A 22,256-nucleotide genomic window follows, 5' to 3' on the forward strand; every position below is an offset into this window, starting at 1 on the left:
AATATAGAGCTATGGCCGCATAAATCGTTTTTATTATTTCCACTGTCTACTTGACAGGGGGCAGTTCAGGCTGCACATGCAGCTCTTTTATTTTTGTTCTTTTCTAGCTTGGATAGAGCTAAACGATTGGATATAACAATGGTATTAATGATACGATGAAAGGGAGGGAAGGAAAGAAGGCGGGGAAAATAATGAAAACGAGAATTACGGAATTACTAAATATTAAATATCCAATCGTTCAAGGCGGGCTGGCTTATTTGGCCTATGCAGATTTGGCTGCAGCTGTTTCAAATGCTGGGGGATTAGGGCAAATTACAGCAATGAGTTTACCGGATGAAAATAAATTAAGAAGTGAAATACATAAATTGAAAACGCTGACAGATAGGCCTTTCGGAGTAAACTTTGCCATTGGTCAGCATGGCCGCCCATTTGAGCATATGGTGCAGGCTGCCGTTGAAGAACAAGTTCCGGTTATTTCTGTTACCGGCGGGAATCCAAAAGGAGTATTGGATATGGTGGAAGGGCATAATATAAAAAAGCTTGTCCTGGTGGCAGCACGCAGGCAGGCGGAAAAAGCGGAAGAGCTTGGTGCAGACGCCGTTATGGTTGTTGGCCAGGAAGGCGGCGGCCATCTCGGCAGGGAAGATACAGGCACTTTCGTATTAACCCCCCAGGTGGCCGACAGTGTTTCTATTCCTGTGATTGCTTCAGGCGGTATTGTGGACGGCAGAGGTTTAATGGCTGCATTGGCTCTTGGAGCAGAAGGGATCGAAATGGGTACGCGATTTATTGCAACCAAAGAATGTATTGATGCACATGAAAACTACAAAAAAGCAATACTGGATGCAGATGAAAATGCCACAGTAGTAATTAAACGTACATTGGGAACCCCGGCAAGGGCACTGAGGAATAATTGGACAGATGAAATATTGGAAATGGAAAATTTGGAAAAAGGGTATGATGGCTTAAAGAACTATATTAGCGGTGAAGCAAACAAACGCTATATTTATGATGGAATGAAGGAAGAAGGTTTTGGCTGGGCAGGGCAAGGTGTGGCAGGCATTCATGATATACCTTCCGTGGCAGAACTCATTCAAACTATTGTGAAGCAGACTGATAAAATTAGAAATAACTGGCAGCAGGCAGGTGGATTTCAAAAATGAATTATCATTATCCCATTGATGAAACGTGGACAAAAGAAGAGGTTATTGATGTAGTCAAGTTTTTTTCTTTGATCGAGAAGGCGTATGAAAGCAAAGTAAATCGCGAAGAGGTTTTACTGCAATATAATCGTTTTAAGCAGGTTGTGCCCTCAAAAAGTGAAGAAAAAACATTGCTGAAACAGTTTGAAAAACAATCAGGATACGTAGGTTATCTTGTATTGAAGAAAGCAAAAGAAGCGGATGGAAATTTCATATCCATGAAGTAAAAAGAAGGGTCATTTGCAGCATGACCCTTTCATAACCTGTTTATAGGGATATCACAAATCGATGTTTTATTATTTTTCTTCAAGCTAATTGGATGCAGACCTGCTTCTCAGGGCTTTTTGGTACAAGGGGATTAATGAATTAAATGTTTCCTTTGCTGTTTCCAGAAACTCGCCTCCGTTTGTTGTCCTTGCATCATCAGGGGACAAATGCTGTCCGATTAGAAATTCGCATTTCTTCACATCACGAAATCTTTCCACATCTTTCAACTTGAGATCTTCCAGACTGATTGCCTCTTTTTTCATGTGATCGAGAGAGACAACATAATGATCAGGCAATTTCTTAATCTCTTCAAAACTGTTGACAAATGTTTCTGCAATGGCCCGTTTATGATCCAATTCATATATAAGAGCCAGCCAAATAAAAACATGATCATCGAATAAACCTACTTGGAAATGCGGGTGCTTTTTATATCCCCGTTTATTATCCGCTATCGCCAGCCATGTGTCGTTTGGGGGATTCACCGTTCTTCGGGCATGCTTTGCTATATGCAGATATACTTCATTGCCAAGCTGAAGAGACAAATAGTCTGCCAGTTCACTGCCTATTTCCTTGAATTTGGGCTGGATCCTGTTTTTTATTGCTTCCATTCTTCCATCAAGTCCTTCAATGGAAAATGTATCAAAGTCTTTTTGTTCAAATCCTTGAAATGTCATGTGAACAGTCCTTTCCTACACATCTTTATTACAAATATGATTATTCATGATATGGAATATCAAGTCAAGCAGTGTGCTGCTTTACAGCAGTTTAACCACTGTCATGTTTCAAAAAATTAATATTTGGGAATTAAAAAATAAATAGAAATCCATTTGGCAAATGAGAATTGAACCAAACTAATAAGTAAAACATAAATATAATCAAAGGTAATCGAAAGGTTGTGAAAAAATGAAGTATGTAATGGAGGCGTTGAGGCGTAAAGAGGCACAAAAGAAATTACCTGTAATTCGTATGGAAATTGATTATGAACTCGTTACACTGAATGATGCATTAAAAGCAAGTGATAAAGTGCAGATTATCAAATCAAAAGAGCGTTTGGAACAATTAAGGCGGCAGCTGCTTGAGATAGAAGATGACTAGGAGCAATTTATTAACAGAAACCCAAAAATATTCCCGGGGACATATTATAACACTTGATGACTAATCAGAGCTATAATTGGTACTATATATCATAGAGTAATATTCGGAGGAAAATATATGGAAAAAGACATACGCAAAAATATTTATAATTTCGCAAAATCCTGGGTGCTGGAAGCTGGTAAAATAATAAGAAAAAAAATGAATGATCCGCTCACTATTGAGACAAAGTCACATGCAAATGACCTTGTTACTGCAATAGACCGGGACACGGAATCCTTTTTTGTCAATAAAATTAAATCTGTATATCCCAATCACCAAATAATAGGTGAGGAAGGATATGGCGATGAAGTTACACATCTGGATGGAACGGTTTGGATTATTGACCCGATAGACGGGACAATGAATTTCGTCCATCAAAAAAGAAATTTTGCAATATCTGTTGGTATCTACCAGGATGGTATTGGGGAAATTGGGTTTATTTATAATGTAATGGAAGATGTCCTTTACAGTGCAAAAAGAAATGAAGGAGCCTATAAGAATCACCAAAAATTACCTTCAAAGAAAGCATATGTACCATTAAATCAAGCCATACTTGGTTTGAATCATTTATGGCTGTGCGAGAATCGGCTGGTGGATGTTAGTGCTATGCAAAAATTAATAAAAACAGTCCGCGGCTCCAGAACCTATGGATCCGCTGCTTTGGAATTAGCTTATGTAGCTGAGGGAACGCTTGACGGGTATTTAACGATGCGGCTTGCTCCGTGGGATATTGCAGCCGGAAAAATTATTGTGGAGGAGACCGGGGGTGTAATGACCAATGTGGATGGAGATGAAATAAATATGCTTGGAAACAATTCAATTTTTGTATGCAATCCATCCATTCAGAGAGTGATATTAGATGATTATATTAAAGCCGGAAGAAAGTGACGCTTAGTGAAGCAGTCACTTTTCCTTTTTTTTCTTCAAATAAATGCCATACCCCATGGCGCTGAATCCTACTATAATCAATAATATAATAAGCCAAACACTTCTAAGTGCAATGGCAAATCCAACTCCAGCAAATGATAAGATAACGAATGATGCCAATAGGAGCATAGGGATATCGATTTTTTTCACTGTAACACCTCTGTTTCGGAATTTCTCCGTTAATTTCTTCTTTCTTGGCAAGAAAGCAAAATCATTTTTACCTGAATTAATTTCATAACAAAAAATTAGTATTGAAACCCTGATGAACTAATTTCCGCCCGGTAATTAGCGCCTTCCGCTTCAAGCGACGGGAATAGCTTTATATTAACCTGATTCCATATGAAAGTTCAGCTACATAAAATAAGCAATTATGAAATTAACCCGGCTGGAAAATTTTACTTTATATTCTGCGGCGCGAAAACTTTTGCAAAAAACTTATGCCTACTGCCTAAGTTTTCGGGTCAAAAATAGTATATATTAAATTTGGGAGATTGTTAAGTAAGTGATAAATGGACATAGCCTTTAGGGATTATTCAAAAAAAATTAACACGGAAAAAACTAGCATCCCGGCATAAGTTCTAGTATGATAGTACAAGGGTTTGATAGGAAAGTTCAAGTAATGGAGGAGTAAGATGGATACAAATTTCGGCATTATTTTTGATTTTTTATTGGATAATTATGGGACGTCCATTAATTTATTCTGGGTTTTTTATGTATTGAATTTCATATTTGGCTTGATTGCATATAAATTGGGTTTTGCAAAAAAACTTCCTTTAATGAAATCTGTAATTGTTTATATTTTGTTTGCGATCGGTGTATTTATTATTACGATATTCAGTATTTTTAAATTGCCGATTACCGAAAGTCTGATTATTATTTCCCTCGTCCTAGCCATATACAGGCTTAGGCTGCATAATCAGCGAAAGAAAGATAAATAAAAGGACAAAAGGCTGTGATAATGAGGATCCTTCCTCAAAATTTCACAGCCTTTATTTAAATTAAACTGCTGGAATTTTTTTTCACGCTGTATAATCGGAATTTGCCTGTTGCATGTCTTTCCTTTGTTTTTACTTCAATCCGCTCATAACATTTCCTGCATAAAAACATATGCTTCCTTCGATTTCTCAGCCGTTTTGCCTGAAATGAATTATCATCCAAATATTCTATTTTATCACATAGCGGACATATTACTTTCATTATTTCACCCTCTAGCTATGATTAGATTCATTATTCATATTGCAATATGTTAAAGTTTAACATAAAAAGTGCGGAATAAAGAAGTGTTTGGCATGTTTTAATTAAATTTTCCGGGGGAATATAATAATTAAAGGAATAAAGGGAAGGGTGAATTACTTAATGAGAAAAAGCTTTATTCTTTCTGCTGTTGGGGCAGCTGGAGCAATCGGTGCAACAGCGGCAGGATATTATCTCAAAGATAAAGAAAACAGGGAAAAATTAATTGAACAGGCCCAAAATGTCCGGGAAAAAGTCAACCGTTTCACCAATGGATCTGATCCTACTTTTGAAGATGCAGGAGTTCCGGATCAGTCTGAGGGCAATGATACGGCACAGCTGGAAAATTCCAAAATGGTCTCGGAAGGGTCCCAATTTGGGGTACAATACTATAATAAGTATAAGGATGATAATAAAGCGGAACTGCAGCAATAAAATAAGGTTTCCGGCTACTCAGACCGGAAACCTTATTTTTCTTATAGTGAATTTACAACACTGAATTTAATCTGTACTCCCACTTTGGTTGTGTGAATGTTCTTCTTCCAGCTCTTCCATCTTCCGTTCATCTTCTTCAGGAACTGTCCGTTTATTCTGATCAGGCTCTTCCGGCTGGTCGTGACTAATCGGGAATTCAGGCATATACCTGCCCACTATGGCTGCGATCTCATCCACTACTCCCCTGACAGGATGTCCCTGCCTGAGTTTATCTGCCATTCCCCTGATTCTTTCTGTGACGTCAGCATCCGCAACAACCACTGCGGTTTTTCCGTATGGATCGTGATAAAGTGCTTCCTGCACTGAATATTTTACCGTTCCCACTCTGGAACGATCAAGCTCTCCATCCACATCAATCCCAACAACTGTATAGGGACCTGCTACAACGGAGGCTGCATCATTTACTTCAGGAACCTCGCTTGCTACATTTGCAAGGTGATCTGCAATTTCGCCATTTGTTAATTCCCGCTGTTCAACCGGATCTGAATCCCTTACTTGAATAATTCGATCACTTTGTTCCTGGTCCTCGTTTGCCAATGGTTCTTCGTTATCGTTATTTTGCTGACATCCTGAAATAAACAGCAGCATGGCAGCGCCTATGATGATCGATTGCCGTAATCTCATTGTTCGTATCCCTCCAAATGATCGCTACTAACAAATATCAATTAATGTTATTTTGGGTAATTTACATGAAAATATACGAAAGAATTTACACGGCAAGCCCTGGTTATAAAACGGATTCAGGCTGCAGAAGAAAATATAAAATAAGAGAGGATCGTGATGACATAAAAGCATCACGATCCTCTCCGTAAAATGAATGACTAATTGATAATGATTTTAATAATGTTTTTAATTGGATTTTCTTTGTTGGAGCCGTCCTGAAAATATAAATGCACTGGGCCATCTTCTGTTAATGGCTTGCCATCCCTGGCAAAAAGAAAATAACTTTCTTTGAGCTCCTCCAGGGAAATAACAACTTCGCCTTTCTCCGTAGCCAGTGTTGCATTTTCTGCGCCCGGTTTTACTTCTGCATTGTCAATAAAATCTCCAAGTGGCATTACATAGGTACTTTGCAGGATTTTTTCCCGTTCAAACTTTTTAATGCTTCTGTTAACAGGCGGCTTTGCAGACTGCTGATAAACCTCACGATTAAACCTTTCTGATGCTTTTTCCAGTTCATCTTCTTCTTTTGTCTCCGTACTATACTGAAACGCGTGTTCAAACTCGATTTTTCGATCATCAAAGATCCATACCGTCGGATCGAGTGTAATAGGATATGTAACATTGCCGGTAATTGGCACGATCATTTCTTTCACCTCTTTTTAATATATCTCTACCTAGAATAGCAGACTGCAGTTAATTTTGCAGGTAAGAAAGCAAAATAATTACCTGGTCTATAATTTTAAAAAAAGTTATTAGTGAGCTTATTAACTGTGAAAACACTTACATTCATTTGGGGTTTTGCTGAGATTTAATTTTTCTCATCTTCGTCTGTGGTTATTGATAATTTTATTTGCATTTTTTCTATCCAGACGATAATATAATATAGAAGAAAGCTTTTTAACGGAGGGATAATATTGATGCCTGAGGCGACTATGACTCATCGAGAAAAAGCCTATGCCCTTCTTAAGGCTGATGCTGAAAAAATTTTACGGTTAATAGAAGTTCAAATAGATAACCTGACGATGCCGCAATGTCCTTTATACGAAGAGGTCCTTGATACGCAGATGTACGGCCTTTCTAAGGAGATCGATTTTGCAGTGCGTTTGGATCTGATCAGTGAAGATGAAGGAAAAGCATTGCTTGGAAATCTTGAAAAGCAGCTGAATATCCTGCATGAAGCCGCTCAAAATACCGTATAACACATTTATGCAATTAGTGTATACAGTGTGACGGTAGGCAAAAACTTTGCTTGCAAATATAATGGCAAAGTTTTTTTATTTATGGCATGTATTTCCTAACATTATATTTAGGCAAGCATTATTTTTGCCGATATATTTACTGCATGCCATTTTATGGCGGACAAATGTGTTACACTATATTCTTAAATTTGTTATATTAATATAAATTTCTTTTTCATCTGAGCATCGGCTTATATTTAAATGGGGAGAAAAAAGATGATACAGAAATTAAAAGATTACGATTTTACTTTAATGATAACACCTATACTTTTATCATTATTTGGCATGGTAATGATCTATAGTGCAAGTATGGTTATTGCGGTAGTGGAAGGTCATGAAAGTACATATTACCTTATCAGGCAGATGCAATGGTTTGTAATTGGGCTGTCCGGGTTTATTTTTTGCTGTATTTTCCCATATAAATATTATCAAAAGCTAATGAAGATTATCATTTTAGTTGTTATTTTATTATTGGTTGGTGTATTGTTATTTGGAAATACGATAAATAATGCAAAATCATGGTTTTCTTTCGGCCCGGTAAATCTGCAGCCGGCAGAATTTGCCAAGTTGGGATTAATTATGTATTTGGCTTCGGTATATTCGAAAAAACAGGCCTATATTAAGGATTTCAGTAAAGGGGTATTGCCGCCGCTTGTTTTGACGGTAATTATTCTGGCCTTGATTGTACTCCAGCCGGATATTGGTACAGCAGCCATTATTTTCCTCATTGCCTGTTCAGTTATTTTCAGTTCGGGAATTAAATTTAAACATTTATTTACACTGGTGGCGGCAGGGGTTGTTCTGCTTGCTGTTGCTATACCAAACATGGTTACAGATGTAAGAATTTCGAGATTTACCGGTGCTTATCAGCCGTTCCAGGCTCCGGATGATGGAGGATATCATTTAATCCAGTCCTATCTTGCCATTGGCGGGGGAGGTCTGACAGGTACAGGCCTTGGACAAAGCGTACAGAAGCTGGGGTACTTGATGGAGGCACATACTGACTTTATTATGGCTATTATTGCCGAAGAACTTGGTTTTTTAGGCGTAATTGTGGTTATAGGGCTGTTGGCAACCATCGTTTTAAGGGGGATTTTTATTGCAAGGAAATGTGATGACAGCTTTGGTGCATTGCTTGCCATTGGAATAGCTTCCATGGTGGGGATCCAGGCTTTTATTAATCTGGGAGCAATCAGCGGTGTACTCCCAATCACAGGCGTTCCGCTTCCATTTGTCAGTTATGGCGGATCATCATTGCTTATCCTGATGATCTCTATGGGAATCCTTAATAATATCGCTATGAATGTGAAAAAACAGGAAAATGAACCAGCAAATAATATACCAAATTCCAAAACAATAAACTATTCTCAATCAGGAGGGAGAACATGGCAGAAACAAACAAGATAGAAAAAGTATTGGTAGCAAATCGGGGAGAAATTGCAATTCGTGTATTCCGTGCATGTACAGAACTGAATATCAGAACAGTTGCTGTTTATTCCAAGGAGGATTCCGGTTCTTATCATCGCTATAAGGCTGATGAAGCATACTTAATCGGGGAAGGCACGAAGCCGATTGATGCATATCTGGATATAGAGGGAATTATTAAACTGGCAAAAAGTGTAGGGGTAGACGCCATTCATCCGGGATATGGCTTTTTATCCGAGAATATAGAATTTGCCAAGCGCTGTGAGGAAGAAGGAATCATTTTTATCGGACCGACAAGTGAACATTTGAATATGTTCGGGGACAAGGTAAAAGCAAGAACACAGGCTGTAAATGCGGGACTGCCGGTTATTCCGGGTACTGATGGACCCGTCTCCGCAGTGGAAGAAGTAGAAGCATTCGGGGAAAAATACGGTTACCCCATTATTATTAAAGCTTCCCTTGGCGGCGGTGGCCGCGGCATGCGCATCGTCAGGAGCAGGAACAATCTCTCTGATGCGTTTGAAAGGGCGAAATCTGAGGCAAAAGCAGCCTTTGGAAATGATGAAATTTACGTAGAGAAATTAATTGAAAATCCGAAGCATATTGAAGTGCAGGTAGTTGGTGATGCACATGATAATGTTATCCATCTGTATGACCGGGACTGTTCCGTACAGCGAAGGCATCAGAAAGTGGTCGAGGTTGCTCCGAGTTTATCCTTATCCGAACAGCTTCGTACGGAAATTTGTGATGCGGCCGTAAAATTAATGGAAAATGTAAAGTACAAGAATGCGGGAACTGTTGAATTCCTGGTAACTGAAGATGCTTATTATTTTATTGAGGTAAACCCGCGTGTACAAGTGGAACATACCATTACGGAAATGATTACCGGAGTGGATATTGTGCAGACCCAAATTAAAGTCGCTCAGGGCGAGGATCTGCATGGGGAATCTGTAGGGATCCCTTCTCAGGATAAAATAGCTGTAAATGGATATGCCATTCAATCCCGGGTTACAACGGAAGATCCATTAAATAATTTCATGCCTGATACCGGAAAAATAATGGCATATCGTACAGGCGGCGGATTTGGTGTCCGGCTGGATGCCGGGAATGGTTTCCAGGGCGCTGTCATATCACCGCATTATGATTCTTTGCTTGTAAAAGTTTCTACTTGGGCACTGACGTTTGAACAGGCGGCACATAAAATGGTCAGAAACTTAAAAGAGTTCAGGATCCGCGGGATTAAGACAAATATCCCGTTTTTGGAGAATGTTATTCTGCATGAGCAATTTTTGACAGGAAAATATAATACAACTTTTATTGATCAGACACCGGAGTTATTCGTGTTCCCTAAACGAAAAGACCGCGGAACGAAAATGCTGACCTATATCGGGGAAACCACGGTAAATGGCGGGGAAGGCATGACGAAAAAAGTAAAACCGACCTTTCCGAAATTACAGGTGCCTAAAGTGGATTCCATGGAAAAAATACCGGACGGGACAAAACAGATTTTGGATGAAAAAGGTCCGGATGGATTGGCGGAATGGCTGAAGGAGCAGAAAGAGGTCATGCTGACTGATACAACCTTCCGTGACGCACACCAGTCATTGTTGGCAACAAGAATAAGAACAAAGGATTTAAACAGGATTGCAGAGCCCACTGCGAGGATGCTCCCGAATTTATTTTCCGTGGAAATGTGGGGAGGAGCGACCTTTGATGTAGCTTATCGATTCTTGAAAGAGGATCCGTGGGACCGTTTATTGAAACTGCGGGAAAAAATGCCGAATCTCCTGCTGCAAATGCTGCTCCGTGCCAGTAATGCGGTAGGCTACAAGAATTACCCGGATAATGTAATTAAGGAATTTGTGGAAAAGAGTGCAAGCGCAGGGATTGATGTATTTCGGATATTTGACAGCTTAAATTGGCTGGAAGGAATGCAGCTGGCAATTGAAGAAGTGAGGAAGACAGATAAAATTGCAGAAGCTTCTATCTGTTATACAGGGAATATCCTGGATAACGGCCGTTCCAAATATGACTTGGATTATTATTTGAAGATGGCAAAGGAATTGGAACAAGCTGGGGCACATATTCTGGGCATTAAGGATATGGCAGGTTTGTTAAAACCGGAAGCTGCATATCAATTAATATCCAGTCTAAAAGATACGGTAGATCTTCCTATCCATCTTCATACACATGATACAAGCGGAAATGGAACTTTCCTTTATGCCAGAGCCATTGATGCCGGCGTGGATGTAGTGGATGTGGCTGCAGCACCATTGGCAGGTTTAACATCACAGCCTGCTGCTCAAACGCTCTACCATGCGCTTGAAGGAACTGACCGCCAGCCCAAAATCAATATAGATGCTTATGAAAAGCTGTCCCATTACTGGGAAGGAATCCGGGAGTATTATCAGGATTTTGAAAGTGGAATGAAAGCTCCGCATACAGAAATTTATCATCATGAAATGCCGGGTGGACAGTATAGTAATTTAAAACAGCAGGCCAAAGCAGTGGGGCTGGAAAACCGCTGGAATGAAGTGAAATCCATGTTTCGCCAGGTTAATGACATGTTCGGTGATGTGGTAAAAGTTACACCATCCTCAAAGGTCGTCGGGGATATGACATTATTTATGGTGCAAAATAATTTAACGGAAGATGATATATATGAACAAGGTGAATCTATTGACTTCCCTGATTCCGTAATTGAATTTGCCCAAGGGTATATCGGGCAGCCTTATCAGGGATTTCCGCAGGAGCTGCAGCGTATTATATTAAAAGGCAAAGAGCCAATCAGGGTACGGCCGGGTGAACTGCTTGAACCTGTGGACTTCACCCAACTGAAAGAATCCCTGTTTAAATCACTTGACCGTCAGGTAACGAGCTTCGATATGGTATCCCATGCACTTTATCCGAAGGTTTTCATGGACTATCAGAAGTTTCATGACACTTATGGAGATGTTTCGGTATTGGATACACCAACCTTTTTTTATGGAATGAAACTGGGTGAAGAAATCGAAGTGGAAATTGAGCAGGGAAAAACTTTAATTGTTAAGCTTGTATCGATTTCTGAGGCACAGCCTGATGGAACCAGGGTCGTCTATTTTGAATTAAATGGACAGTCACGTGAAGTGGTGATTAAAGATAAAAGTATTAAATCAGAAATTGTATCCAGGCCAAAAGTGGATAAATCAAATGAAAAACATATTGGAGCAACCATGCCGGGCACGGTAATTGAGGTGATTTGCTCTAAAGGAGACAGGGTGAACAAAGGAGACCATATTATGATCACAGAAGCAATGAAGATGGAAACAACAGTCCAGGCACCTTATACCGGTACAATTAAAGACATACACGTTTCTAATGGCGATACGATCATGGCCGATGATTTGCTTATAGAATTTGAATAAAATAAGGGTAAGTGCCACGTTTAACGGCTTACGGACTGCTTTTAAACGATCGCCATCGTTTGCAAAAAGTTGTTCCTGCCATAAAGCTACAAAGCCCGGCTATAGCCGGGAGTGGAACCTATAAAAAAACGCAAATTGCAATTGCAATTTGCGTTTTTTCTCATGGATAAATTAGTCGGCAGTGACCAATGGAGATGTTTCCGCCTTTTTCAATGCCGGCTGCTCTGCTTTGGCACTCCTTGACGATAACATGATGAAATAGCAGAGTACGCCAAAATAGCAGGTGATCACCAATGCGTGCAGCAGGGCGACATTTAAATTTAATAATGTAAAAATAATCATTGCTCCGAAGAATACTTGCAGGGTAATAAGTCCTAAAGCTGCCATCCAGCCATAGTACATAACATTTTGGGAACGGTAATTTTTCACCACTTTTATGAAAAACACTATTGTCCACAAGAACAGCATTCCGGCCATAAGCCGATGTCCCATTTGGATCCATTGCTCCATACTGTATGCGGCAAAATCAAATGGCGCAGCATTATTGCAAAAAGGCCAGTCACCGCATACCAAATTGGCTTCCGTGTGACGTACCAAAGCACCTGTATAAACCACAATCATTGTATAAACAGATAGCGCATAAATTTCAATACGATGCTTCTTTTTTATATATAACCCGCTTGTGTCCAGCTTTTTATCGATTTCAAAAATAAGCAGCGTCAACAGAAAAACCGATGCAAAAGAAATTAATGAAATCCCAAAGTGTGCTGCCAAGACAAAATCAGGCTGCCCCCACATTACTACTACTGCACCCAATAATGCCTGCAAAATTAAAAAGGCTATGGACATAACTGCAAGGAATTTCACTTCCCGGATGTGCCCAATATATTTCCAGGCGAGAATGGAAAGCAGGACCACAGTTATTCCTACTACACCGGAAACAAGTCTGTGACTAAACTCAATAACGAGTTCGGGTGTAATAACTGAAGGAATCAATTGCCCTTCACATAATGGCCAGCTATCACCACACCCCTCGCCAGAGCCTGTTTTAGTCACAAGCGCTCCGCCCAGTAAGACAAACGCCATTCCGATTGTAGTAACGACAGACAACGATTTTAAAATCTTTAACATAAGATAGCCTCACTTCTATGTAATTAATACTGTATAATTACCAATACTAATATTAATATCATGTATTTCATTAACTTTGCAATAAAATAGCCCGAAAAAGTGACAAATGACACAGAATTGTTACAGTCCCGTCACTAATTACCATTTTCACTATGGAAAAAGTGAAAAACGCTTGCATTGTTTACATTTGTTTGCTAGAAATAATGTAGAGGATATTTGCTGTGCTGTTTATCACTTTGTGAAAAAAAGTTTAAAAATGTCCAAACTGCATAGTACTACTGTGATTGTGAAGAAGGCTGGCCGCCTTTTATTTTCATTTTACATCAATTATTTCACAGAAATGTCACAATTACATCGTTTCATTGTATTATAATGATATTCTGTGTAGTTTGTTAGAATGTAATTCATTTACGTGCTACAATTAAAAGGTCATAGCTTGGCTGCTTATTGGAAATAGTATATAGCATACGGCTGTGAAACCCTTGGAATTTGGAGTATAAAGGGGGGAACGGATGGGGAAAGCGGAGCCGCCTTCTGCTGGGATTGTTGGTGTATCTGCTGCCGGTGATATTAGCAATAAATCATTTATTTAAGGTTTAAAATCACTTATTAAAATAGGTATAGTAAATTCGCGGGGTTTTGGCTGGGACTATATATTACAGGCGCTTCTATTGGGGCGAACTGGGATATATTTCTGTTCACAAGGCCGGAAACGCCCTCGTCATTATAGGGGGGATGTATCGTCAACATTTCGTATGATGCAGATATAGATCCTGTCATGAACCGAACAAAACCCGGCCTACTGTAACAGGGAATATAACACTGAATACAGCATTGGTACTTGGTATAGCTGCCACGGTACTCGGATTAATCCTCTTACTTTTTACCACAGTTCAGACAGTGTTAATCGCATTTTTTGGATGGTTTGTCTATATAGTTTAAAGAGACGATATATGTTAAATACAGCAATCGGAAGCCTCTCCGGAGCTGCTTCGCCATTAATTGGGTGGACTGCTGTACAATCGGAATTTCATATGGTACCGTCTATATTATTTTACTGATGTTTATTTGGCAGATCCCGCATTTCCTGCGTTGGCAATGAAGAAAAAAGATGAATATAAGCGGGTGGGAACCCCTATGCTTCCGGCAGTTTTTGGTTTTGATATGACAAAACATCAAATAATTATATATTGCGTGCCTGCTGCCATTGCCATTTTACCTGGGTTCCTTTGGATCCGCATTTATTATAATTGCAGCCATATTAAAAGCAGGCTGGATCATCCTTAGAAGCAGCGGTTTTTTCATGAAAAATGATTTGAAATCGGCAAATTTAATATTTGTTTATTCACTGAATTATTTATTGGTCATTTTTTTAACCATGATTGCAGTAACAATGAATTTACCTTTTAGCTAATCATCTGTTAACAACGTCCTTAATAGAATAAATATATAAGGAATCAACAATAGAAAGAGAGGTATAAACATGAAAGGTTGGATGGGAAAATTCAAGTCATTATTTCTTTTAAGCATGCTGGCATTGGTTCTGGCAGGCTGTGGAAAAGAAAACTTAACCGCCCTTGTACCTAAAGGATACGGTGCTGAATCGTCCATGAATTTGATAATTCTTTCCACAGTTATTATGGTTTTTGTATTTCTTATTGTAATCTTGGTCTATACAATTGTTCTAATTCGTTTTCGCAGGAAAAAAGGACAGGAAGGTTACATACCAAAACAGGTAGAGGGAAGTAAAACGCTGGAGACTGTATGGACAATTATTCCAATTATATTGGTGGTTACCCTTGCAGTTCCGACGGTGGCCGCTACTTTTGATTTGGCTGATGAGTCTGCTTCTGCGGATGGGATTAATATTGAAGTTACGGGACATCAATACTGGTGGCATTTTAACTATGAAGAAGAAGAATTTGCAACCAGTCAGGATCTGTATATTCCTGTAGGTGAAAGAGTGTATGTTCATATGCTTTCTTCCGATGTAATCCATTCATTCTGGGTGCCGAGCATAGCCGGAAAAATGGATGTTAACCCGGAGAACGTAAACACGATGTATCTGGAAGCTCATGAAGAAGGTGTTTACTGGGGTAAATGTGCGGAACTTTGCGGACCGTCGCATTCACTAATGGATTTCAAAGTGATCGCAGTAAGCCCTGAAGAGTATGACCAATGGGTGAGCGATATGCAAAATGCGGATCCTGAAGAAGAGCCGCAAGATGCAGTAGCGCAGGATGGAAAAGCACTTTTTGAGGAAAATAACTGTATGAGCTGCCACGCGATTGGTTCTGCACCATCTGCAGTAGGTCCTGATCTGACAAACTTTGCCAATCGTTCAAGAATTGCCGGATACTTGGAGCCGACAAAAGAAAATCTTGTTGATTGGCTGATGGATCCTGAGTCACTCAAGCCAGGGAACAAAATGACGGGCGCTTATCCTGCTCTATCGGAAGAAGAGGCAGACAGTATTGCTGAATACTTACTGCAGCTGGAACATTCCGAGATCACACCTGAAAGTGCAGGCGGTTTATAAATGGTATGGATTCTTATAAATACTGGGATGAAAGATGACAAAGGGAGGTTTGGAATTTGAGTATTGCAGCTACTCAAAAACGAGGCTTCGGAGCCTTCTTGTGGGATTATATTACCACTGTCGACCATAAAAAAATAGCACATCTCTATTTATTTGGCGGCGGTTTTTTCTTCCTGCTGGGCGGCTTGGAAGCAATGATTATTCGTATACAATTAGCTACACCTGAAAATGATTTTATTAGTGCAGGTTTATATAATGAAATGATAACGATGCATGGTACTACCATGATTTTCCTGGCGGCCATGCCATTATTGCTCGGCTTAATGAACGCCGTTATGCCTCTGCAAATCGGAGCGCGGGATGTTGCATTTCCATTTTTGAACTCTCTTGGATTTTGGCTGTTCATGTTTGGCGGCATATTGCTGAACTTCAGCTGGTTTATGGGTGGAGGAGCACCTGATGCCGGCTGGACTGCCTATGCACCATTATCTACACAGTCGCCCGGACACGGGGTTGACTTTTATGTGCTCGGGTTGCAGATATCGGGTGCCGGTACATTAATGGGGGGCATTAACTTCCTTGCAACGATTGTTACCATGCGTGCACCCGGTATGACTTATATGCGTATGCCGCTCTTTTCATGGGCAACATTTATAACAAGTGTACTCATTCTATTTGCCTTTCCTGCGTTGACAGTTGGCTTATTCCTGTTAATGTTTGATAGAATGTTCGGCTCTGCATTTTTTGACGTAGCACTGGGCGGAAATACAATTATCTGGCAGCACTTGTTCTGGATTTTTGCTCACCCGGAAGTATATATTCTGATCCTGCCGGTTTTCGGTGTATTCAGTGACATAACTGCCACACTATCAAAGAAAAGGCTATTTGGATATACAGCAATGGTATTTGCGACGATTCTAATTGCATTTCTTGGGTTTATGGTGTGGGCCCACCACATGTTTACAGTAGGTCTTGGACCTGTAGCAAACTCTATTTTTGCTATTGCAACCATGGCCATCGCTGTACCAACCGGTATAAAAATATTTAACTGGCTTGCGACCATGTGGGGCGGAAGCATAACGATAAACTCGGCTATGCTTTGGACACTTGGTTTTATTCCGTCTTTCACTATTGGTGGTATGACAGGAATTATGCTCGCTTCAGCTGTAGCCGATTATCAATACCATGACACCTATTTTGTTGTGGCACACTTTCACTATGTAATCGTAGGTGGAACAGTATTTGGTATAATGGCGGCATTGCATTTCTGGTGGCCAAAAATGTTTGGCAGAATCCTGCACGAAGGCATGGGAAAGCTTACATTCTGGTTATTCTTTGTCGGCTTTCATTTAACTTTCTTTGTGCAGCACTTCCTCGGTCTGATGGGAATGCCTCGCCGTTATTGGGTCTTCCTGGAGGATCAGGGTTTGGACACTGGGAACATGGTAAGTACCATCGGTGCCTTCCTGATGGCAGTCGGTGTGGTTATATTCCTGATCAACGTATTCTATACATGGGCAAAAGGCAATAAAGCACCTGCAGACCCGTGGGATGGACGTTCATTGGAATGGGCAATTTCATCACCTCCGCCTTACTATAACTTTAAGCAAACACCGCTTGTTCGCGGTTTGGATCCGCTATGGGTGGAAAAAATGGAAGGAAAAGGGGAAATTACACCAGCAGAGCCTTTAGGTGATATCCATATGCCAAATTCATCGATTCTGCCATTCCTGATTTCACTAGGATTTACAATTGCCGGTTTTGGATTTATTTTTCAAGTGGATCATAGCGCATATCTGATTTTAGTATTTGCCGGAATAGGGCTTGCGCTTCTTTCGATGTTAATTCGTTCCCTGAAAGATGACCATGGCTACCATATTAAGAAAGAAGAACTTGAAAGGGAGGCGGACTAATATGAGTCACGATCATTCCTTGAATCCGGAAACGATGCCGCAGGAACCAGAGAAAGCCACCCTTGAAGGAAGAAATAAATTCTATGGTTTATGGTTCTTCCTCGGAGGGGAGACTGTTCTCTTTGCGAGCTTTTTCGGAACGTATATTGCATTAAGAAATTCGACTGCAGGCGGTCCTGCCTCAACTGATTTATTTGGCCTGGGGCTTGTATTTGCAATGACAATGATCCTGCTTACTAGTTCTTTAACTAGTGTTTATGCAATGTATCACATGAAAAACAATGATTTTAAAAAGATGCAGCTATGGCTGGCGATCACTGCATTTTTGGGACTCAGCTTCCTTGCGCTGGAAATTTATGAGTTTACCCATTATATCATTGACTATGGATTTACGTTCCGCTCATCCGCTTTTGGCTCCGCCTTTTACACATTAGTCGGGTTTCACGGAGGGCACGTTACTTTTGGGATTGCCTGGCTGATGGCGCTCATGGTTCGAAATGCCAAGCGGGGATTAAATCTGTACAATGCGCCTAAATTTTATACGTTCAGTTTATACTGGCACTTTATTGATGTTGTGTGGGTATTTATCTTCACAGTTGTATATTTAATGGGAAGGGTGGGTTAATTTATGACAAATAACACCAATACCAATCATGTTGATTCGTTTGAGAAACGGAAAAAGAAGGAAGAAATGAAAAAACAGTTAATTTCTTTTGCGTTAATGATTGGATTTACCATTATTGCATTTATAGCTGTTGCAGCTGATGTTATGGAACCAATGTTTGTTGTACCATTAATCCTGATCCTTGCCGTAGTACAGGTTGCCTTTCAATTTTACTACTTTATGCACATGAAGGATAAAGACCATGAAATGCCGGCAACATTGATGTACGGTGGTGTATGGGCTGCCGCTCTTACACTTGCAGGACTTATTCTCATTGTCTGGTGGTAAAGGAGAAAGACTGGCTTAGCCAGTCTTTTTTCATGATTATTGTTATCTTTCATGCTTCATTGTTTTGTTTATAAATTGTCACAATATAAAGTAGTTCGCTAATTAATTTTCAGTTATAATAGATGATATACTGTTTCCTCTAAGGAGAAAAAAGCTCCCCATACTATTTCACTGTGTTTGCCTATTTTGACACTTTGCTTCCGAATTTTATGTACTGGTAAATCACTGCATCCATACAAAACTATGGTGCATCAGGGGGATTTAAGATGTGGTTAGAATTACAGATATTCGGGTTCCGTGCTTTGTGGAGTCCTTACTTTCTTTTGTTTGTAGCAGGACTGGCTCTACTATATTTTCTCGTGACTGGACCTTTCCGGCACAAATTTGGCGGTAATGAAAAACCGTCAGTTAAGCAGCAGATATTTTTTTATACAGCAATGGTTCTTTTGTATGCTGTGAAAGGGGCCCCGGTGGACCTGCTGTCGCATATAATGCTGAGTTTTCATATGACACAAATGGCCATTTATTACCTTGTATTTCCCATTTTGGTTATTAAGGGTCTCCCTGTATGGATTTGGGAAAAAATATTGTACGCACGGTTTATTAAGCCTATGTTGCGTTTATTGACAAAACCGGTGGTTTCCTTACTATTGTTTAATACTTTATTTTCCCTGTACCATATACCGGCCATACATGATTTCTCAAAAACATCACAGCTGGCGCATACATCCATCTCTTTAATCATTTTAGTTGCAGCTTTTATTGTTTGGCTGCCAATATTAGCGCCGCTTAAAGAACTGGATAGAATAAAGCCACTCGGAAAAATACTTTATATTTTCGCAAATGGTGTGTTAATTACCCCGGCTTGTGTATTAATTATATTTGCTAATGAGCCGCTTTTCTTAACATACAGTTCAGAAGGGGCATGGATGCAGGCCATGGCATTATGTGTGCCGGGAGATGTACTGCAGGGAATTACTTATGCCATTTCCGGACCGGAGATGTTTTCGCCAATGAGTACACTGGTAGACCAGCAGCTGGGCGGTATTATTATGAAAATTATGCAGGAGATCACTTATGGCTTCATTTTGGCAAGTGTATTCTTTAAATGGTTTAACAAAGACAGCCTGAAGGTGGATCCGGCACCTGCTCCTGCAGAGCCGCAAAACCTGTAATATACAGCATAAGCAGTTTATTAATTGTATTTGGAAAACGGGAAAAATAGCCCCCTTGACGATAGACAGTAACAATATTGTCAAGGAGGTTTCAATTTATAAGGCGATATTTCGGCATTATATGTATTTGACTCTTTGTCTATCTGAAAGACAGTAAAGAAACATAGTATTTGTAAATGAAAGGAACAGTGTACTCCATGGAATTTTTACCAACAATCAGTACCTTTTTTATCCTGTTAAGCGCTATATTGGTTGCGATTGGATGGCGATTTATTGCAAAAGATAAAAGAGCTGCCCATAAAAAAACAATGCTGGCAGCAGCAGTCAGCGCATTATTATTTTTTATTATTTATGTGTCACGTACGATTTTCGTAGGGAATACCAGTTTTGGCGGTCCGGAGGAACTGGAAATTTATTATACGATCTTTCTTGTATTTCACATAATATTAGCGACAACCGGTGCAGTCTTTGGGCTGGTTACACTTCGGCTGGCTTTAAAACGAAAGATTACCAAACATAGAAAGATTGGTCCGGTCACAAGTATTATTTGGTTTTTCAGTGCGCTGACAGGCATTATGGTATATTTATTACTGTATGTATTTTTTGATGGCGGAGAGACGACCAGTATGATCCGCGCTATATTTGGCTCTTAATAGTAAGATGAAGCTGCTAAACTGATTTATCGGCAGCTTTAAATTTTAGTTCGTTTGCCTGAATATAAAAGGGTGAAAGCTCCATGCTCTCACCCTTTTATATTTTTATATTCCATTTAAAAATGCCGACTTCCTTTGCAGAGGTAAATATAATTACGAGCAATGGTCCAAGTATAAACCCCCATATTCCCAGCAGCTTCAATCCGAGAAACATTGAAATCAGGGTTGCAAGCGGGCTTAAACCAATTTGTTCTCCCATCACCTTAGGTTCCACAGTTCTTCTGATGGCAAGCAATATTACTGCTAATGCAGCGAGCTGGATGCCCAGAACAGTGTCTCCTGCCAGTAGTACATAGGCTGCCCAGGGCCCCAGAATAATAATGGATCCTATGATCGGAATTAAGTCTACCGCCCAGATAATCAGTGACATAATAATGGCTACTTCCGGTATAATGATAAACAAACCTATTAAAGATACCAGAAATATAATCAGTGAAACTAAAAATTGGGCTTTGAAAAAACCAAAAAACACACTGGCTAACCTGGCATTCATAAAAGTTACCTTTTCGGCAGTTTCTTTTGTTAATAATTGATACATTTTTGTTTTTAGAATTGGCAATTCCAGCATGAATAAAAATAAGGCTATCAGGTATACCAGGATGCTGATTAAATATTCCGGAATTTTGGCGAAAATCTGCGCAATATTTTCCAGTGTAAACCTTTCCCTTACTACTTCACCTAGCGTATGCAGATTCGATTCGATACTTTCCGAAACCTGACTGACAAACTCAGATGGTAAATCATCTGTGTAGCGCTGGAGCTGTTCTTCCCAAGACTGGTAAATTACATTCATTTGATTCACATAAACCGGGACATCTTCCACCAGATTTATAACTTGAGTCACCGCTTTAGATATAACTGTTGCTCCAATAAACACAACCACAAGCAAAAAAAGAGTAAAAACAATAATAACGGAAAACTTTCTGCTTATTTTCGTTCTCCGCTGCATGAGTCTTACAAGCGGATTAAGTATCAGGGCAGTGATAAGAGCTAAAATCAGGGGTATGGAAATTGGCAGTATAAAAACAGCTGCTAATATTAAAAAAATAGTAAGGAATATAAGTGTCCACTGTCTTTTTGTTATGGATCGAAACACAGTAATATGGTTACCCCTTTCGAATTTAGAGTGGAGGCTGCAAAATCAATAATTAGAATACTGTTATAATAAACATATGAAGAAACGGATAAAAGGATGAAGCTGCTTTAGCATTTTTTTACACGTAAAGAAATGATGAAATTTCAGCTGAATACTGGATTCGAGGAATCGAATATTTAAGTCTCAAGGACAGGGAAAATCAATGCATTCACTAAAAGGCGGGTGAATGCGGGCTTTTCTAAAAGCCAGCCGCCTATATATAAGCAGCTGGCTGTTTCCTTTCTTACTTTTGATGCTGTTCAATTTCCTCTTTTAATTTAATAACTAAATTATTGGCTCTTTCAACAAGGTTTTCCGGGAAGTTTTCTTCTTCTCCGTATTCCACTCCATGCGGATAATAATGCTTTCCGAGCAGGGGAGTCATCAGCTTAATTACTGCATTACGGCTGTCTACATCACCTTCAATGGCATAGCCCTGTACGCGGATATAATATGTAATATTTTTTTCTTTTGAATCAATTCTGTAGTCATACGTAACCCTTTCATAATCCCACTGACCGGCTCGGATGAAAGCATGTTTAGCTGTAATATGGTCCAGTGGCTTTAAATCGATAACAATTTCATCAATACCTGTATTTTCTATTTTCATTTTATCCACCTCGCGTATTTGTCCTCATTACCTTATGATAGTACGAATTACCTGAAGTTGCAATTGATACGTTAATTTTTTTCGTCTGACTTTCATGATA

The 22,256-nt window shown here is 39.6% G+C and carries 25 protein-coding genes; 17 read left to right on the forward strand and 8 right to left on the reverse strand.

From position 1 onward, the window contains the following. Nucleotides 1-191 precede the first annotated feature (191 nt). Together GHD25_RS05250 and GHD25_RS05255 are read left to right on the forward strand one after the other, a co-directional pair. Nucleotides 192-1,163: an NAD(P)H-dependent flavin oxidoreductase gene (locus GHD25_RS05250; RefSeq protein ID WP_164215330.1), complete on the forward strand. Its 972-nt coding sequence runs from the start codon at nt 192-194 to the stop codon at nt 1,161-1,163. After that, nucleotides 1,160-1,429, forward strand: coding sequence for a UPF0223 family protein (locus GHD25_RS05255; protein WP_164215331.1), 270 nt, complete (start codon nt 1,160-1,162; stop codon nt 1,427-1,429). The genes GHD25_RS05250 and GHD25_RS05255 overlap by 4 nt, the downstream gene beginning before the upstream one ends. A gap of 84 nt (nt 1,430-1,513) precedes the next feature. Here GHD25_RS05255 and GHD25_RS05260 read toward each other — a convergent pair whose 3' ends face one another. After that, complete coding sequence (locus GHD25_RS05260) at nt 1,514-2,143, reverse strand: YktB family protein (RefSeq protein WP_164215332.1); 630 nt, start codon at nt 2,141-2,143, stop codon at nt 1,514-1,516. 229 nt (nt 2,144-2,372) lie between these two features. On the opposite strand from GHD25_RS05260, the gene GHD25_RS05265 reads away from it, so the two are divergent. Together GHD25_RS05265 and GHD25_RS05270 are read left to right on the forward strand one after the other, a co-directional pair. Continuing rightward, a complete protein-coding gene (locus tag GHD25_RS05265) occupies nt 2,373-2,564 on the forward strand; it encodes a hypothetical protein (RefSeq protein ID WP_164215333.1) in 192 nt (63 codons plus the stop codon). A 117-nt stretch (nt 2,565-2,681) separates the two neighbouring features. Further along, nucleotides 2,682-3,491: an inositol monophosphatase family protein gene (locus GHD25_RS05270; protein WP_164215334.1), complete on the forward strand. Its 810-nt coding sequence runs from the start codon at nt 2,682-2,684 to the stop codon at nt 3,489-3,491. A gap of 15 nt (nt 3,492-3,506) precedes the next feature. Here the strand turns inward: GHD25_RS05270 and GHD25_RS05275 are convergent, their stop codons facing one another. Continuing rightward, nucleotides 3,507-3,680, reverse strand: a complete 174-nt coding sequence (locus tag GHD25_RS05275; protein WP_164215335.1) for a DUF5325 family protein — start codon at nt 3,678-3,680, stop codon at nt 3,507-3,509. Between the two features lie 482 nt (nt 3,681-4,162). On the opposite strand from GHD25_RS05275, the gene GHD25_RS05280 reads away from it, so the two are divergent. Then, nucleotides 4,163-4,468, forward strand: a complete 306-nt coding sequence (locus tag GHD25_RS05280) for a YlaH-like family protein (RefSeq protein WP_164215336.1) — start codon at nt 4,163-4,165, stop codon at nt 4,466-4,468. A 55-nt stretch (nt 4,469-4,523) separates the two neighbouring features. On the opposite strand, the gene GHD25_RS05285 is transcribed toward GHD25_RS05280, so the two are convergent. Beyond that, nucleotides 4,524-4,727, reverse strand: coding sequence for a YlaI family protein (locus GHD25_RS05285; RefSeq protein WP_164215337.1), 204 nt, complete (start codon nt 4,725-4,727; stop codon nt 4,524-4,526). Nucleotides 4,728-4,886: 159 nt separating this feature from the next. Here GHD25_RS05285 and GHD25_RS05290 point away from each other — a divergent pair, with 159 nt between their 5' ends. Next, nucleotides 4,887-5,198, forward strand: a complete 312-nt coding sequence (locus GHD25_RS05290) for a hypothetical protein (RefSeq protein WP_164215338.1) — start codon at nt 4,887-4,889, stop codon at nt 5,196-5,198. Between the two features lie 66 nt (nt 5,199-5,264). Here GHD25_RS05290 and GHD25_RS05295 read toward each other — a convergent pair whose 3' ends face one another. Next, nucleotides 5,265-5,882, reverse strand: a complete 618-nt coding sequence (locus GHD25_RS05295) for a YhcN/YlaJ family sporulation lipoprotein (protein WP_164215339.1) — start codon at nt 5,880-5,882, stop codon at nt 5,265-5,267. 197 nt (nt 5,883-6,079) lie between these two features. Next, a complete protein-coding gene (locus GHD25_RS05300; RefSeq protein ID WP_164215340.1) occupies nt 6,080-6,565 on the reverse strand; it encodes a hypothetical protein in 486 nt (161 codons plus the stop codon). Between the two features lie 273 nt (nt 6,566-6,838). Here GHD25_RS05300 and GHD25_RS05305 point away from each other — a divergent pair, with 273 nt between their 5' ends. The 3 genes from GHD25_RS05305 (at nt 6,839) to pyc (ending at nt 11,988) form a co-directional block, all read left to right on the forward strand. After that, nucleotides 6,839-7,120 (forward strand): Fpa/YlaN family protein, encoded by a 282-nt coding sequence (locus tag GHD25_RS05305; RefSeq protein ID WP_164215545.1) that lies wholly within the window; start codon nt 6,839-6,841, stop codon nt 7,118-7,120. A gap of 255 nt (nt 7,121-7,375) precedes the next feature. Further along, nucleotides 7,376-8,566, forward strand: coding sequence for a putative lipid II flippase FtsW (gene ftsW, locus GHD25_RS05310; protein ID WP_164215341.1), 1,191 nt, complete (start codon nt 7,376-7,378; stop codon nt 8,564-8,566). Next, nucleotides 8,545-11,988, forward strand: coding sequence for a pyruvate carboxylase (pyc, locus tag GHD25_RS05315; RefSeq protein ID WP_164215342.1), 3,444 nt, complete (start codon nt 8,545-8,547; stop codon nt 11,986-11,988). The genes ftsW and pyc overlap by 22 nt, the downstream gene beginning before the upstream one ends. Nucleotides 11,989-12,159: 171 nt before the next feature. Here the strand turns inward: pyc and GHD25_RS05320 are convergent, their stop codons facing one another. Continuing rightward, nucleotides 12,160-13,119 (reverse strand): COX15/CtaA family protein, encoded by a 960-nt coding sequence (locus tag GHD25_RS05320; RefSeq protein WP_164215343.1) that lies wholly within the window; start codon nt 13,117-13,119, stop codon nt 12,160-12,162. Nucleotides 13,120-13,953: 834 nt separating this feature from the next. Between GHD25_RS05320 and GHD25_RS19905 the strand changes: the two genes are divergently transcribed. From GHD25_RS19905 to GHD25_RS05355, 8 genes are all read left to right on the forward strand, one after another. Further along, complete coding sequence (locus GHD25_RS19905) at nt 13,954-14,061, forward strand: hypothetical protein (protein WP_240452225.1); 108 nt, start codon at nt 13,954-13,956, stop codon at nt 14,059-14,061. Between the two features lie 156 nt (nt 14,062-14,217). Next, on the forward strand, nt 14,218-14,406 hold the full coding sequence (locus GHD25_RS19910) for a hypothetical protein (protein ID WP_240452226.1): 189 nt from the start codon (nt 14,218-14,220) through the stop codon (nt 14,404-14,406). 196 nt (nt 14,407-14,602) lie between these two features. Beyond that, nucleotides 14,603-15,658, forward strand: coding sequence for a cytochrome c oxidase subunit II (gene coxB / locus GHD25_RS05330; protein WP_164215344.1), 1,056 nt, complete (start codon nt 14,603-14,605; stop codon nt 15,656-15,658). Between the two features lie 56 nt (nt 15,659-15,714). Next, complete coding sequence (ctaD, locus tag GHD25_RS05335) at nt 15,715-17,571, forward strand: cytochrome c oxidase subunit I (protein WP_164215345.1); 1,857 nt, start codon at nt 15,715-15,717, stop codon at nt 17,569-17,571. A gap of 1 nt (nt 17,572) precedes the next feature. After that, nucleotides 17,573-18,196, forward strand: coding sequence for a cytochrome (ubi)quinol oxidase subunit III (locus GHD25_RS05340; protein ID WP_164215346.1), 624 nt, complete (start codon nt 17,573-17,575; stop codon nt 18,194-18,196). Between the two features lie 3 nt (nt 18,197-18,199). After that, nucleotides 18,200-18,523, forward strand: coding sequence for a cytochrome c oxidase subunit IVB (gene ctaF, locus GHD25_RS05345; RefSeq protein WP_164215347.1), 324 nt, complete (start codon nt 18,200-18,202; stop codon nt 18,521-18,523). Between the two features lie 266 nt (nt 18,524-18,789). Next, nucleotides 18,790-19,698, forward strand: a complete 909-nt coding sequence (ctaG, locus tag GHD25_RS05350) for a cytochrome c oxidase assembly factor CtaG (protein ID WP_164215348.1) — start codon at nt 18,790-18,792, stop codon at nt 19,696-19,698. A gap of 197 nt (nt 19,699-19,895) precedes the next feature. After that, complete coding sequence (locus GHD25_RS05355; protein ID WP_164215349.1) at nt 19,896-20,351, forward strand: DUF420 domain-containing protein; 456 nt, start codon at nt 19,896-19,898, stop codon at nt 20,349-20,351. A 97-nt stretch (nt 20,352-20,448) separates the two neighbouring features. Here the strand turns inward: GHD25_RS05355 and ytvI are convergent, their stop codons facing one another. Further along, nucleotides 20,449-21,507: a sporulation integral membrane protein YtvI gene (gene ytvI, locus GHD25_RS05360; RefSeq protein WP_164215350.1), complete on the reverse strand. Its 1,059-nt coding sequence runs from the start codon at nt 21,505-21,507 to the stop codon at nt 20,449-20,451. Between the two features lie 283 nt (nt 21,508-21,790). After that, nucleotides 21,791-22,156: a YugN family protein gene (locus GHD25_RS05365; RefSeq protein ID WP_164215351.1), complete on the reverse strand. Its 366-nt coding sequence runs from the start codon at nt 22,154-22,156 to the stop codon at nt 21,791-21,793. Between the last annotated feature and the right edge of the window lie 100 nt (nt 22,157-22,256).

Origin of the sequence: Virgibacillus aidingensis, assembly GCF_010994035.1 — a bacterium.
Lineage (GTDB): Bacteria > Bacillota > Bacilli > Bacillales > Amphibacillaceae > Virgibacillus_N.

Excerpts from the sequence above, each read along its gene's own strand:
- GHD25_RS05265 (WP_164215333.1), top strand. The coding sequence starts at position 2,373 with ATGAAGTATGTAATGGAGGCGTTGAGGCGTAAAGAGGCACAAAAGAAA.
- GHD25_RS05285 (WP_164215337.1), bottom strand. The coding sequence starts at position 4,727 with ATGAAAGTAATATGTCCGCTATGTGATAAAATAGAATATTTGGATGAT.
- coxB (WP_164215344.1), top strand. The coding sequence starts at position 14,603 with ATGAAAGGTTGGATGGGAAAATTCAAGTCATTATTTCTTTTAAGCATG.
- GHD25_RS05280 (WP_164215336.1), top strand. The coding sequence starts at position 4,163 with ATGGATACAAATTTCGGCATTATTTTTGATTTTTTATTGGATAATTAT.
- ctaF (WP_164215347.1), top strand. The coding sequence starts at position 18,200 with ATGACAAATAACACCAATACCAATCATGTTGATTCGTTTGAGAAACGG.
- GHD25_RS05260 (WP_164215332.1), bottom strand. The coding sequence starts at position 2,143 with ATGACATTTCAAGGATTTGAACAAAAAGACTTTGATACATTTTCCATT.
- GHD25_RS05355 (WP_164215349.1), top strand. The coding sequence starts at position 19,896 with ATGGAATTTTTACCAACAATCAGTACCTTTTTTATCCTGTTAAGCGCT.
- GHD25_RS05270 (WP_164215334.1), top strand. The coding sequence starts at position 2,682 with ATGGAAAAAGACATACGCAAAAATATTTATAATTTCGCAAAATCCTGG.
- ftsW (WP_164215341.1), top strand. The coding sequence starts at position 7,376 with ATGATACAGAAATTAAAAGATTACGATTTTACTTTAATGATAACACCT.
- GHD25_RS05250 (WP_164215330.1), top strand. The coding sequence starts at position 192 with ATGAAAACGAGAATTACGGAATTACTAAATATTAAATATCCAATCGTT.
- GHD25_RS05300 (WP_164215340.1), bottom strand. The coding sequence starts at position 6,565 with ATGATCGTGCCAATTACCGGCAATGTTACATATCCTATTACACTCGAT.
- GHD25_RS05290 (WP_164215338.1), top strand. The coding sequence starts at position 4,887 with ATGAGAAAAAGCTTTATTCTTTCTGCTGTTGGGGCAGCTGGAGCAATC.
- GHD25_RS05365 (WP_164215351.1), bottom strand. The coding sequence starts at position 22,156 with ATGAAAATAGAAAATACAGGTATTGATGAAATTGTTATCGATTTAAAG.
- GHD25_RS05255 (WP_164215331.1), top strand. The coding sequence starts at position 1,160 with ATGAATTATCATTATCCCATTGATGAAACGTGGACAAAAGAAGAGGTT.
- GHD25_RS19910 (WP_240452226.1), top strand. The coding sequence starts at position 14,218 with ATGAAGAAAAAAGATGAATATAAGCGGGTGGGAACCCCTATGCTTCCG.
- GHD25_RS05340 (WP_164215346.1), top strand. The coding sequence starts at position 17,573 with ATGAGTCACGATCATTCCTTGAATCCGGAAACGATGCCGCAGGAACCA.
- ctaG (WP_164215348.1), top strand. The coding sequence starts at position 18,790 with ATGTGGTTAGAATTACAGATATTCGGGTTCCGTGCTTTGTGGAGTCCT.
- GHD25_RS05305 (WP_164215545.1), top strand. The coding sequence starts at position 6,839 with ATGCCTGAGGCGACTATGACTCATCGAGAAAAAGCCTATGCCCTTCTT.
- GHD25_RS05320 (WP_164215343.1), bottom strand. The coding sequence starts at position 13,119 with ATGTTAAAGATTTTAAAATCGTTGTCTGTCGTTACTACAATCGGAATG.
- pyc (WP_164215342.1), top strand. The coding sequence starts at position 8,545 with ATGGCAGAAACAAACAAGATAGAAAAAGTATTGGTAGCAAATCGGGGA.
- GHD25_RS05295 (WP_164215339.1), bottom strand. The coding sequence starts at position 5,882 with ATGAGATTACGGCAATCGATCATCATAGGCGCTGCCATGCTGCTGTTT.